Origin of the sequence: Cupriavidus necator A5-1 (assembly GCF_000744095.1) — a bacterium.
GTDB classification, from domain to species: Bacteria; Pseudomonadota; Gammaproteobacteria; order Burkholderiales; family Burkholderiaceae; genus Cupriavidus; species Cupriavidus necator_A.
This window is the reverse complement of sequence record NZ_JQLI01000004.1, coordinates 478459-491514: the sequence shown is the minus strand read 5'-3', so window position 1 is coordinate 491514 and position 13056 is coordinate 478459. Positions and strand designations below refer to the sequence as shown.

The 13056-nt window shown below is 62.7% G+C and carries 11 protein-coding genes and 2 pseudogenes; 6 read left to right on the top strand and 7 right to left on the bottom strand.

Annotated features, from left to right (window positions below):
* The first annotated feature begins 728 nt into the window (after positions 1-728).
* From K307_RS50675 to K307_RS24110, 5 genes and pseudogenes are all read left to right on the top strand, one after another.
* A complete protein-coding gene (locus K307_RS50675; protein ID WP_329955924.1) occupies positions 729-806 on the top strand; it encodes a biotin/lipoyl-binding protein in 78 nt (25 codons plus the stop codon).
* A gap of 52 nt (positions 807-858) precedes the next feature.
* Positions 859-1182 (top strand): annotated as a pseudogene (locus K307_RS49785) (efflux RND transporter periplasmic adaptor subunit); the annotation flags it as partial.
* An 8-nt stretch (positions 1183-1190) separates the two neighbouring features.
* On the top strand, positions 1191-1616 hold the full coding sequence (locus K307_RS49780) for an efflux RND transporter periplasmic adaptor subunit (protein ID WP_230626085.1): 426 nt from the start codon (positions 1191-1193) through the stop codon (positions 1614-1616).
* Positions 1613-4666 (top strand): efflux RND transporter permease subunit, encoded by a 3054-nt coding sequence (locus tag K307_RS24115; RefSeq protein ID WP_042883319.1) that lies wholly within the window; start codon positions 1613-1615, stop codon positions 4664-4666. The genes K307_RS49780 and K307_RS24115 overlap by 4 nt, the downstream gene beginning before the upstream one ends.
* Positions 4667-4695: 29 nt before the next feature.
* Positions 4696-6060 (top strand): TolC family outer membrane protein, encoded by a 1365-nt coding sequence (locus tag K307_RS24110; RefSeq protein ID WP_230626058.1) that lies wholly within the window; start codon positions 4696-4698, stop codon positions 6058-6060.
* A gap of 189 nt (positions 6061-6249) precedes the next feature.
* On the opposite strand, the gene K307_RS24105 is transcribed toward K307_RS24110, so the two are convergent.
* The 7 genes and pseudogenes from K307_RS24105 to K307_RS24075 form a co-directional block, all read right to left on the bottom strand.
* Positions 6250-7269 carry a hypothetical protein gene (locus tag K307_RS24105; protein ID WP_042883315.1) on the bottom strand — a complete coding sequence of 340 codons (1020 nt, stop codon included), beginning with the start codon at positions 7267-7269 and terminating at the stop codon, positions 6250-6252.
* 41 nt (positions 7270-7310) lie between these two features.
* Positions 7311-7565: a hypothetical protein gene (locus K307_RS24100; protein ID WP_042883313.1), complete on the bottom strand. Its 255-nt coding sequence runs from the start codon at positions 7563-7565 to the stop codon at positions 7311-7313.
* Positions 7566-7597: 32 nt separating this feature from the next.
* Positions 7598-8380, bottom strand: coding sequence for an enoyl-ACP reductase FabI (gene fabI, locus K307_RS24095; RefSeq protein WP_042883311.1), 783 nt, complete (start codon positions 8378-8380; stop codon positions 7598-7600).
* Positions 8377-9042: a 3-oxoacid CoA-transferase subunit B gene (locus tag K307_RS24090; RefSeq protein WP_042883309.1), complete on the bottom strand. Its 666-nt coding sequence runs from the start codon at positions 9040-9042 to the stop codon at positions 8377-8379. Before K307_RS24090 ends, fabI begins: the two co-directional genes overlap by 4 nt.
* Positions 9043-9071: 29 nt before the next feature.
* On the bottom strand, positions 9072-9719 hold the full coding sequence (locus K307_RS24085; RefSeq protein WP_042883306.1) for a 3-oxoacid CoA-transferase subunit A: 648 nt from the start codon (positions 9717-9719) through the stop codon (positions 9072-9074).
* A pseudogene (locus K307_RS24080) lies at positions 9716-10015 on the bottom strand (acetate kinase); the annotation flags it as partial. The gene K307_RS24085 and the pseudogene K307_RS24080, both read right to left, overlap by 4 nt.
* A 147-nt stretch (positions 10016-10162) precedes the next feature.
* Positions 10163-12448, bottom strand: coding sequence for a DUF3141 domain-containing protein (locus K307_RS24075; RefSeq protein ID WP_042877276.1), 2286 nt, complete (start codon positions 12446-12448; stop codon positions 10163-10165).
* Between the two features lie 184 nt (positions 12449-12632).
* On the opposite strand from K307_RS24075, the gene K307_RS24070 reads away from it, so the two are divergent.
* Positions 12633-12845, top strand: coding sequence for an IS110 family transposase (locus tag K307_RS24070; protein WP_051975157.1), 213 nt, complete (start codon positions 12633-12635; stop codon positions 12843-12845).
* The last annotated feature ends 211 nt before the right edge of the window (positions 12846-13056 follow it).

Here is a 13056-nt window from a genome sequence, read left to right as displayed (position 1 = left end):
CAGCATCAAGCGCATCGCACTGTTCAGCAACAGCGAGCGCATACGCTGCCGCCGCTTTGCCGCAACTCGCGGACGGTGGTCGCGAGTTTCCCGCGGTTCGGTTTCAGCCGCGAATCTCGTCTGCATCCGGGTCATTGATCTGTTCTCTCCTAATGGTCAATGCGTTGACAACGCCGCGCGCGGAGCCTCCCGCGTCTACAGCCTAGGTCCGCCGCATCACTTCGCGCATAGCAATTGTCGTTGCGCACCACATCCATCCGGGTGCGCGCGCTTTCTTCGTCTCATGCGGTCCGGGGCGTCAAAGTAGTCCCGGCAACCCATAAAATAAATTATACGTCATCATGACGCATAGGTCATTATGAGGTATATTTTGGGCTGTCGGGAGGGCGAAAGCCCGAACAGACCTGCCGTCAATGACGCCAGCACGAGTCCGACTGGAGCGGCTCGGTGGCGTGGATCGCTGAAGACTCGCAGGCGAGCGACGGACCTTACTGGGAGGGTAGAAATTGAACGGGAACCTTCGAGCGGCAGCTCTTACTATCATTGCGGCGCACCTGCTGGCCGCGTGTACACCGGGTCCAGAACCCGAACGCAAGGACGTGAGGCCGGTGCGGACAGTGGTCGCCGGACGCACCGCCGGGTCGGTCGGTGCGACCTACTCAGGCGAGATTCGTGCGCGTTACGAAAGTCAGTTGGGCTTCCGCACGGCCGGCAAGATCGTCGCGCGCATGGTGGAAGTCGGGAGCCATGTCAAGCGCGGCCAGCCGTTGTTCCAACTCGATCCACGCAGGAAACGTTGCAGGTAGCCGCAGCGGGTGCGGAGGCTGATGCGGCAAGAGGCCGGGTAGCCAGGCGCGGGTGGACGTTAAGCGTACCGAGCAACTGCTCGCCCAGAACTTTGCCTCGCAAGCCGAGCTGGACCAGCAGCGGCTGGCGCTTAACCAGGCGGAAGCACAACTGCGTTCGGCACTGGCGCGCCAGCAGCTGAATGCCAACATGCGCGGATTTACCACGCTCGTATCCGACCGCGATGGCGTGGTCAGCGCAATCAACGCGGAAGCTGGCCAAGTGGTTGCAGCCGGGCAGACGGTCGCCACCGTCGCGGCTGACGGCGAACGCGAGGTCTCGATCAGTATTCCGGAGTCGCGAGTCGACGAACTACGTAAGGCGCCGACGCTGACGATCACGGTATGGGCGCATCCGGACAGGGCATGGACGGCAAGCTCCGGGAGCTTGCGCCGGACGCGGACAGCGTCACGCGGACGTACTCGGCGCGCATCTCCATTCAGGAGTCGGATCCGGAATTGCTGCGGTTAGGCATGACGGCGTCGGTCATCGCCCCCGACGTGGATGGCACTGGCGTAGTCCGCGTGCCGCTGACCGCCATCGTCGATCATGAACGTGGCCGCCACGTATGGGTGGTCGACCCGAAGACGTCGCGGGTGATCGCGCGTGAAGTCAAGCTGGGCGCCGCGCAGAACGACAGCGTGATCGTGGTTGGGGGACTGGCGGGCGGAGAGACCGTGGTGAGTGCCGGCGTGCACATGCTGCAGGCTGGCCAGCAGGTGAAGGTGGCCGAGGCGGTAACTGTTGCCAAGGCGGGAGGGGTGAAGTGAAAGGTATCAACCTGTCCGAATGGGCGCTGAAGCACCAGCAGATGATCGCGTTCCTGCTGTTGTTGTTGTCCGTGGCCGGCGTGCTGGCCTACAGCAGCCTGGGCCAGAAGGAAGACCCCGAGTTCACGATCAAGACCATGGTTGTGCAGGCGTACTGGCCGGGAAGCTCCGCGCAGCAGATGGCCGACCAGGTCACCGACAAGATCGAGCGCAAGCTGCAAGAGGTCGCGGAGATCGACTATACGTCCACCTATGTGAAGCCGGGCGAAACGCAGGTCAAGGTCAACCTGCGCGAGGACGTACCACCGGGCGCCGTGCCGGATGTGTGGTACCAGGTCCGCAAGAAGATGGGCGACATCCAGCATACCTTGCCACAGGGCACGCAGGGCCCATTCTTCAATGACGAGTTTGGGGACACCTTCGGTAACCTCTATGCCATCACGGGCGACGGCTTCGACTATGACGACCTGAGACGGATTGCGGACGCCGCGCGTAATGAGTTCCTTCGTGTCGGCGACGTCAACAAGGTCGACCTCGTAGGCAAGCAGGAACAGAAGATCTATGTGGAAGTCTCCACCGCCAAGCTCGCCTCGCTGGGGATCGACCCGGCACTGATCGCGTCGACGCTCGCACAAACCAATGCCGTGACATCGGGCGGGACGGTGCAAACCACCGCGGAACAAGTACGGTTGGCTGTCAGTGGCGAGTTTGACTCGGTCGAGAAAATTCGCGCCATCGGCATCCGTGCCGGCCAGCGTACCTTTCGCCTTGGCGATATCGCAGACGTCCGTCGCGGCTTTGTGGAGCCTGCCACCTCGAGGATGCGCTTCAACGGCAACGAGGCGATTGGACTTGCGGTGAGCATGCGCAAGGGCGGTGATGTGATCCGGCTTGGCACAAAGCTTGACGAAGCGGTAAAGCGCGTCGAGTCCAATCTGCCGGTGGGCGTGCAGATCCATGCGGTCAGCGACCAGCCACGTATCGTCGAGCATTCCGTTTTCGAGTTCAAGAAGAGTCTGGCCGAGGCGGTGGTCATTGTGCTCGTTGTGAGCTTCCTCTCGCTGGGCTTGCGGACCGGGCTGGTCGTCGCGCTCAGCATCCCGCTCGTGCTGGCCATGACATTCCTGGCGATGTACGTGATAGGCATCGACTTGCAACGCATCTCGCTGGGCGCGCTGATCATTGCGCTCGGACTGTTGGTGGACGACGCCATCATTGCCGTCGAAATGATGGCGCTGAAACTCGAGCAGGGCTGGGACAAGTTCCGCGCCGCCACATACGCCTACACGGCCACCGCATTCCCGATGCTCACCGGGACGCTGATTACTGCGGCAGGCTTTCTTCCGGTCGGCTTTGCGAAGTCGGGAACGGGCGAATATGTGTACTCCCTGTTCCAGGTGGTGGGCATTTCGCTGGTGTTGTCCTGGATCGTGGCCGTCCTCTTTACACCTTACATCGGCTTCAAGCTGTTGAAGGAGCATGCGCACGCATCGCATGACGAGGATGCGGTCTACCAGCGCGGCTTCTATGTCAAGTTCCGACACTTCATCGACTTCTGCCTGAAGCAGCGCGTGTGGGTGATCGGCATCACGCTCGCTGCGTTCATGGGCTCACTGTTGCTGTTCAAGGCAATACCCCAGCAATTCTTTCCGGCATCTGACCGGCCTGAACTCATTGTGGACCTGTGGATGCCGAAGGCGTCGACCTTCGAGGCGAGTCAGCGCGAGGTCCAGAACCTGGAAGGTCTGCTCAAGGGCGATCCGGACATTGCGGCGGTGACCAGCTTTGTTGGCAACGGTGCGCCGCGATTCTACCTGCCTCTTGATGTGCAGACGCCCAATCTGAATCTGGGCGAGATGCTGGTGATGACCAAGGGCGGTGAGGCGCGGGAGCGGGTAAAGGAAAAGCTCGAGAAGCTGTTCGACGGAAGATTCCCGAATGTGCGGGGCCGCGTCAATCACCTGGAGAACGGTCCGCCTGTCGGTTACCCGGTGCAGTTCCGCGTGTACGGGCAGGACAACGCAAAGGTTCGTGCAATCGGGCAGCAGGTGGCGAACATCATGCGTGAACAGCCGCACGTTCGCCAGGTCAACCAGGATTGGGGTGAACGCATCAAGCGTGTGCAGGTCGACGTCGACCAAGACAAGGCGCGTGCACTGGGTGTCAGCTCAGGCCAGATCAAAGAGGCCCTTGAGGCCTCGCTGTCGGGCACGCCGATCACGCAGTACCGCGAGGAAGACCAGGGCATCGACGTGGTCTCGCGCCTTGTCGCGGCGGAACGCACGGACTTGAACAACCTGAAGGACGCAAAGATCTATGTGCGCGACGGCAAGTTTGTACCGGTTTCGCAAGTAGCCCGACTCACGCTTGACAGCGAGGACAGCGAACTGTGGCGGCGTAACCGTGTACCCACGCTGACGGTTCGCGCCGATATCGCGGGGGCGCAGGCACCCGACGTCACGCGTGCACTGCAGCCGAAGCTCGACGCACTGGAAAAGGATCTTCCGCTCGGCTATGGCATCGAGATTGGCGGCGCTTACGAATCGAGTGCAAAGGCCCAGCGTTCTGTTTTCGCGGTGATGCCTGTGACGATCATCGCGGTGCTCCTGCTGCTGATGATTCAACTGCAGGACATGAGAAAGATGGCGATGGTCCTGCTGACAGCGCCGCTCGGGCTGATCGGGGTCAGCATCATCATGGCTGCGTTCCGGATTCCATTTGGTTTTGTCGCCATGTTGGGCGTGATCGCCCTCGCTGGAATGATCATCCGCAACTCGGTGATCCTGGTCGTGCAGATCGATCAGGACGTGGCCGCGGGTGTCGCATTGTGGACGGCCATCGTCGAGGCCGCGGTGCGACGGCTGCGTCCCATCGTACTGACTGCCCTGGCGGCGATTCTGGCGATGGTGCCGCTTACCCACTCCGTGTTCTGGGGCCCCATGGCGTGGGCAATCATGGGAGGGCTCGCCGTTGCCACGGTACTGACCCTCGTCTTCCTTCCCGCCCTGTATGCGACCTGGTACCGGGCCAAGCGTCCTGCGACCGTCTGATCGCAAATGTGACGATGAGAGTTATTTCGATGAAAAGATTGAGTATGGCCCTGCGGGCCGGGCAGGTGGCTTTGGGCTGCATGCTTTTCCTGAACGCTGGCGAGTCGGGCGCTATCGATCTCGTGGCGGCCTATCAGCAGGCATTGGCGCATGATCCGACGAGCCTCGCTGCAAATGATGCGCTCACGGCGGGGCGGGAGAAGGCAGTGCAGGGCGACGCCTTGCTGCGTCCCCGCGTAAGCCTCCAGGCGACACTGGACCGGATCAACAATCGTTCGTCCGGCAACCCGCCGGCCGACGTCGCGCCGTTGGTATCCAGCGATAGTTCGGGAACTGCGCGGCAGGCCGGCGTGGTGCTGGTTCAGCCGCTGTACGACAGGACCGCGGTAGCCACGAGAAAGCAGTTCCGCGAGCAATCAAACCTGGCGCAGACGCAGTTCGACCAGTCTCGCCAGGATCTGGCGTTGCGGGTGGCCGAGGCATACTTCGGCGTGGTGTTGGGCGAGGAAACGCTCCGTGTGGTGCAGGCCGAGAAGGCGGCCCTGCGGCAGCAACGAAACCGCGCGAAGGCGCGCTTCGACATCGGCCAGGGCAAGATCACCGATCTTCATGAAGCCCAGGCGCGCCTGGATGGGGTGGAGAGTCGCGAAGTCACGGCGCAGTCTGCGCTGGAGCAACGACGCACGCGATTCCTGGAAACGGTCGGCATGCCGCCCGAACAGCTCAGCGGGCTGGCACCCAGTTTCGCGCCGCGGCCGCCGGAACCGGACAATCTGACGGCGTGGCAGGCAAGTGGCGAAGAACAGAGCTACCTCGTCAAGACCAGGCAGTCGGAGCTCGACATTGCCGGCGCGGAGATCGACAAGTACCGCGTCAGCAGTCGCCCGACTGTCGCGCTCGTGGCACGTTATGGCGCACAAGGGCAAACCGGCAACCTGGCTCCCTGGATTGCAGCCAGCAACACCCGAACCGCGACGATCGGCTTGCAACTCAACATTCCGCTGTACGCGGGCGGCGGACTGGATTCGCGCGAGCGGGAATCCGTTGCGAGGAAGAGCCAGGCGGAGCAGGAGGTTGCCGCCGCCCGGCGAGACGTGCGCCTGAAGGTGCAGGACGGATTCCTCTCGGTGAAAACAGGCGTGTCGCGCGTCGCCGCACTCGAGCAGTCATTGACTTCGGCGCGCAGCGCGCTCGCGGCGACGACGCTTGGCCGGGACGTTGGCACCCGCACGGAACCCGACGTGCTGGACGCGCAGCAGCGCGTGTTCGCCGCTGAGCTTGACCTGGTCCAGGCACGCCTGGACTACCTGCTTGGCCGTCTGCGGCTTGCCGCCGCGGCGGGGGAACTGAGCGAGGAAACCTTGCGCTCGCTGAATGCCTGGCTCGCCGCCTGATCGCGAAATCCTATGCTCGGAGATCTGCAGCACTATTGGTGCGGCGCCTTTCTCGCCGCCAACGCGTTCATCGGGCTGAACCTGGTGGGCGCGCTGCTGCTCGGCAACCACGTTTTCCGTAGGAGTCACTGACCACCTGCGAAGGCGAGCTGAGCAGTGGCACGAAGGGGGGCTCGGGCAGGCTCGCCGCTACAGCAAGCGCTCGGCCTCGTCGAGCAGGCTCATGCGCGACAACATCGCTGCACGTGCGAAGCGCACCAGCGCGAACGTACGGACCAGCGGCGGATCGCCGGGAACGCGCGCCGTCAGCAACTCCAGCTCATGCCCGGGCACCGTGCTGGCTTCCGGCAAAAGCACATTCATCAGGCTTAGCCGCCTACGCCGGCTTTCAATGGAGAAGCACGACCTTGCATCCTTGAACACCGCCGCCATGCCTTCCAACTGGCGGTCAAGCGCGCCGGACTTGTCACCAAGTTCGCCCAGTTCCCTGTCGTTCTGTTCGATCTGCTCGCGCAGCCGGGCGCGTTCCCGGTTGTCCACCTGCTCGTCGCCACCCATCACCGAACGCATACCGGTGCTCTGCCGTTCCAGCAGGCGCAGGCGCGCCTTCAGCAGACCATGCTCGCGCTCCAGCACATCGCGCTGCGATGTGTCGGCAGCAATATTGGCAAGGCTCTGAAGGGCCATCTGATCCAGCATCCGCCGGGCGATCTCCTCGCGCAGCGTCGCATCGGTCGAGCCGCAAATCCGGACCTCATGGCCACTGAAGCTGACCGTGGTCTGCGGCACCTCGGCACGCATCAAATCCCCTTCGAGGGCCATGCCCAGTGTGCGGCGCTCCGTCATCGTCATGCCCAGCACGGCGTAGGCTTGGTCCGCGCCCGCCGACGCCTCGAAAAACTCGCGCAGGTCCGATGAGCGGCTGAAGGCGAGCTCCACGTCATGCGCGGTGCCGAAGAAAGCGTGAATATAGGGGTCGGATCCCCACGCCGCCATGCTGGCTTCCCGCGGCACGGGAAGGCCGGCTACGAGGCCCCGTACATAATCGAGCGCCATGCCGATCGCGGGGCCGAGCCGTTGCTCATAGCGCGGCACCAGCCGCAGGCGCGGACTGAGCCCGAGCACGCGCTCCGTCAACGCGGCGATCTCTTGCTCGTCATGCGGGTGCGCGCCGGCCTCACGCCGGCGCAGCCAGTTCAGAATACTCATGCAGCGGCTCCCTTCACCACGCTTCGCCCCGCTCTGCGAGGTCAGCTATAGCGCTCCGCCATGACCAGCGCGCTGAGGTCGTGGCCTTTCCGGAACATATGGTGGATGCGCGGCTGAAGCTTGCGCAAGGCATCCGGATCGAGGGAATGGAAGGTCAGCATCACGGCTGGCCGCGACCCGTCCCCCGGCACATGCTCGATTTCGTCGAACGATGGGAAGCCGTACTTGACCAGGAATGCCTTGATCTCGTCATCGGTGGTGCCGCTGCCGATATTGTCCAGTAGTAGCAAGGACATGATTCACTCTCCTAAGTTGCTGCCGCAGCGCGCTACGCCATGATGTTGACGCCGCCATCCACATACAGCGTTTCTCCCGACAGCCGCCGCGCAAAGGGCGTCGCGAGAAACGCGCAGGTAAAACCGACATCGAGGATGTCGACCAGTTCTCCCACTGGCGCGCGCTGCGCCGCGTCGTTGAGCATCAGGTCGAAGTCCTTCAGTCCGGAGGCGGCGCGGGTCTTGAGCGGTCCCGGCGATATCGCATGCACCCGGATGCCCTTGGAGCCGAGCTCGTAAGCCAGGTAGCGCGAAACGGCCTCCAGGGCGGCTTTCACCGGACCCATGACGTTATAGTTCGGCACCACTCTTTTTGCGCCGTAATAACTCATCGTAAACATCGTGCCACCGTCTGGCATCAGAGGCACCGCCAGCCGCGCCATGCGGATAAAGGAGTGACAGGAAATGTCCATGGCCTTGCCGAAGCCCTCCGCGGAACAATTCAGCAAGCCGCCCTGCAGATCGTCCTTTGGCGCCCAGGCAATCGAATGCACGAGCATATCGAGCTTGCCCCACGTCTTTTCGATTTCCGCGAACACGGCCTCAAGCTCCCCTTCGCGCGACACATCGAGCGGCATGAAGATCGGGGCTTCCAGTTCCTTCGCTAGCGGCTCCACATACTGCCTGGACTTCTCGTTCACATAGGTGATCGCGAGGTCGGCGCCCAGCTCCCGAAAGGCCTTTGCGCAGCCATAGCCGATTGACTGGTCGTTGGCGATCCCGCAGACCAGCGCCTTCTTGCCCGCCAGGATCGGCCACAGTGTTTCCGCTGTCATATTGCTGCTCCATCGAAGGACATCTCCGGCACCCGCGCGGGCACCACAAGCCTGGCCTGTGTCGCCTCTTGTACCTGCTCGACCGACACGCCGGGCGCCGTCTCCATCAACACCGCCTTGCCCGTGGCGAACGAAATCACTGCCAGTTCGGTAACGACAAGGTCCACTGGCCGCAGCCCGGTCAGCGGCAAAGTGCATTGGCTGACCAGCTTGGACTTGCCCTTTGCGCAATGCTGCATGGCTACCACAACGCGCCTGGCGCCAGCCAGCAGGTCCATGGCACCGCCCATTCCCGGCACAAGCTTGCCGGGAATGGTCCAGTTTGCAAGGTGCCCGGCCTCATCGACCTCCAGTGCGCCCAGCACCGTCATGTCGAGGTGATGCCCGCGGATCAGGCCAAAGGACATGGCGCTGTCGAACGTACAGGCCCCGGGCAACGCGGTGACCGGCTGGCCCGCCGCATCGGTCAGGAAGCCTTCGGCCATGCCGGCCTCCGGGATTGGTCCGGTGCCAATCAGGCCGTTCTCGGACTGGAAAAAGATGTGCATGCCTTGCGGCACATAGTTGGCCACCAGCGTGGGGATGCCTACGCCGAGGTTGACCAACATGCCGTCGCGCAGTTCTTGCGCCACGCGCCTGGCTATCACCGTTTGTGCGTCCATGGTTTTTCCTGTTCCTGCGCCTGCCGGCGTCATTGATGCGCGATGAGGTAATCCACCAGGACCGATGGCGTCATCACATGGTCGGGCGAAATCATGCCGACCGGCACGATGTGTGCAGCATCCACGATGACCGTCGCAGCCGCCATGGCGATGACAGGGTTGAAATTGCGCGCGGTCAGCGCATACACCAGATTGCCCTGGTAGTCCGACAGGAATGCCTCCACCAGCGCAAAGTCGGCGCGCAGCGGTGTCTCCAGCAGATACTCGACGCCCTCCACCTCCAGCTTACGCTTGCCTGCCTCGACCAGCGTCCCGACCCCGGTCTGCGTCAGGATGCCGCCCAGCCCGCAACCGGCCGCGCGGATGCGTTCGATCAGGGTCCCCTGCGGCACCAGGTCGACCTCCAGCGCGCCCACGATCATCTGGCGCTGGGTTTCGGGATTGAGGCCGATGTGACTGACGATCGCCTTGCGCAAGACGCCCGCCGCAACCAGCTTGCCTATGCCCCTGCCTGGCAACGCGGTATCGTTGGCGATCAACGTGAGGTCCCGCTTGCCCTGGCGCAAGAGTTCGTTCACCAGCCGCTCCGGCGTGCCGACGCCCATGAAGCCGCCGACCATGACTGTTGCGCCGTCAGGGATCAAGGCGACCGCACCTTCGAGGGAGATGATCTTCATAGCGCCTCCGTTCCGATCACAGACCTGGTGTGCCTTGCGATCATCAGTTCCTCGTTGGTCGGGATGACCCACACCGGCACCTTGCTAGATGGCGCGCTGATTCTCGGCTCGCCCCTGGCGTTTGCCCCGGCATCAAGCGCAATGCCAAGCCGGTCCGCTTGCCGGCAAACCTGCTCGCGAATCGGCGCGGCATGCTCGCCGACGCCAGCGGTAAATACCAGCACATCCAGCCCTTCTGCCGCTGCCGCCAGCGAGCCAAGCTCACGCCCGATCCGATCGCATGGGTGCGCAACAGCGGTCGGCAATGGCGGCAGCGTTGTCGCGAAAGCGATCAGCCGCCCATATTTTTCGCGTTTGTGTTCCATGTCGTGTGCCCTCGATTGGCTAAACTTCCTGGGGCCCGACAGCGATCAACCACCGGGCACGCGCGCTCACACGCGCTGTTACTTGACCTGCTGGCGGGCGTTGGCACGCGGCGCCGAATTCGTCTTCGCTGCCGACTCAAAAATGGTCAGAACGCGCGCCAGATCGGCGCGTTCTTGTTCGTCGAGCGGCAGCGTGGTGCTGAGCTTTTCGATGTCGCGTGCGGCGTTACGGACCTCCGCGGGCGGCGCGCCGGACAGCATGCCGGGTAGTGCATCGATTGCGGCATCGGCGTCAAGGCGCAGCAACGTGGCTTGCTCGCGAACAACCTGCTTGAACGAAAGAATGCCGCGATCGGACAGCGTGCCGAGCATGGCGCGCGCGAGATTGAAGCCGCGTTCATCAGCTTCGCGGTGCGTACGACGCACAAAGAGCAGCGCGCGCGCACTCGCTTCGATGAGGCCGCCCGTTGTCATGCTATGGCGCAACCGTTCGTGTTCTGCGGCGATCGCTGCGTGACGATCGTCGACCTCGCCGGAGTCTTCCGATACGGCAGATCGGCCGTCGTCGCTTTGGGGGGGAAGCCCGGCGAGGGCCTGCAGCCAGGGGGCGCCGTAGATGGCTTCGAAGAGCTGTTCGACCGCCGCGTCACGTATGTCGCGATAGCAATTCAGCGACGCCTCGATCGAGTCCGATACCACGCTTTGCATTTGCCAGAATGGATTATCGGCAGGGGCGGCTTTGCGCGACTCTCGCACGCTTTGCGCAGCCTGGGCGACGCTCGATGCCAGCGGATGGCGGTCCGACCAAGCCTCGTAGGGGATCCGCAGTGGATGAAACTTGCTCGCGAGATCTGCGCTCCACGGCGTTACGCACAGGCGTAGCCACGGTTGCACAAAGCTGCGATAGAGGCCGAGATTGAAATTGGACACATAGGCTGCTGTTGCGAAACGACGGTCGCTTTCCGGGTCTGGCTGCACGATCGCCCGCACATCATCGATGCTGCGCGGCGAGATCGACAGCACGTGATCGCCTTCGACGAGGTCAGCATGCGGCGTTGCTTCGGTCCTCGCCCCCATGTGCGCTTCATACAGGCCGGACGGCAACAGGTCGATGAGATCGATGTTGCTCACGAATTCGCGATGCTCCTTGCGGCCCGTACTGCTCGACACGAAGATGCCGAGATGGCCGATGTTGTCATGGGTTGCGTAGACGATGGTCTGGTCGTGCCCGAACAGGTCGGCGTCGTCGCGATACAGGTCGGTAATCCAGCCGAGCGCCTGGGGTGGCGGCGTGATGTTGTCACCGTATGAGCAGAACACGACAATCGGCGAGCGGATATTGCGCAGGTCGAGACGCACGCCATCCGACATAACGATATCGCCGCGCGCGAGCCGGTTGCCGACGAATAGGTTGTCGACGATGTATTGCATTTCTGCCGCGTTGAGGAACACGTGGCCGCCCCAGTATTTTTCGAAGCCTAAATACCGTGGCGCTTCGGTATCGATATTCGCATACAGGTTGTTGTACTTTTGCCAGAGTGTGTTGGCCGGGTTGAGGTTCTCGAAGTTCTGCACGAGCCACGCGCCGTCGAAGCGGCCGTCGCCGAGATCGCCCGTGAGCGCGGTCAGCCAGGAACCGCCGAGCAAACCTCCGGAATAGCGCATCGGATTCTTGCCGCGCCAGCCTGCCCAATACGAAACGGGCGCGCCCGCGACGATGATCGGCCCGAACAGCTCAGGTCGCATCGCGGCTGTCATCAGTACCTGCCAGCCTGCCTGGCAATTGCCGACTACGGCGGGCTTTCCAGGGCTATCTGGATGCAGTTCGATGACTTTCTCGAGGAACGTCGCTTCGGCATGCATGACATCTTCGACTGTCTGACCGGGTACGGGGTCAGGAAGGAAGCCTACGAAATAGCACGGATGTCCCGCTCGCAACGCAGCGCCGATTTCGCTGTCGCGCTTGAAGCCGCCAATGCCCGGCCCGTGCCCCGCGCGCGGGTCGAACACGATGAACGGACGAAGACGGCCCGCGTCGTGCGCTTCGGTCGCATTGCGATCGGGTTGCAGATCGTCAGGCGAAATGATGCGCACGAGGCCGTAGCTGACCGGTCGCGGCATGGTGCGCCCATCCAGGATCAACTCGGCAGCGAAATCGAGCACATTGGGTGTGCGCTCATGCAAGTGCGCCTGGTATTGGTTGCCGCGCTCGCGCATCACGTCGGCGAACAGCACATTGCGCTGCCACGCGTCGATTGCGTACTCGGCGCCCGCGTTTGGCAACGTCGTTCCCGGCGCAAATGCGTAGGGCAAGGCCGTAGCGGGATCATCTTGCGGATCGGATGACAGGTTCAAGTGATGCATGCCGCATTAACCTCCTCAAAGAGTCCGCGCCAGTGCCTGGCGTCTCGTGGCCGAGTTCGCGGAACGTTTACGACTTGGTCATCACCATACTCCTTGTCATGATGACAATCAAGTCAATATGGGGAGAAATCCGGAGATCTTGAAGGGTTCCGGCGTGCAACCACCTTAGCGGGAGGTGTCCCAAATGAAGCTCACCGCGATCGGCATGGATATTGTCAAGCACATCTTCCAACTGCATGCGGTCAATGCGAACTCTGGCGAGATCGAGCGCAAGCTCAAGCGAGGCCAGGTGACAGAGTTCTTCACAAAGCGGGAGCGCGCACTCGTTGCTATGGAAGCATGCGGCAGTGCTCACCATTGGGCGCGGCAGTTGCAGCCACTCTCGGCCACGAAGTAAAGCTGATCTCTGCGCGATCGGTTCGCCCCGGCGCTCTCCCGCCCTCATACCGTCCGTATCGCATGAATTCCAGATCACAGCGGGACCTTTGTCTTCAAACTCGATTTATGCAACAAGGCCGCTCAGATGTATGATCTTGAACCCGATGCGTGCGTTCTGGAGTGTCAAGAACGGTCACGCACGTCAGGATAGGCGTGGCTTGGCTTGGCTT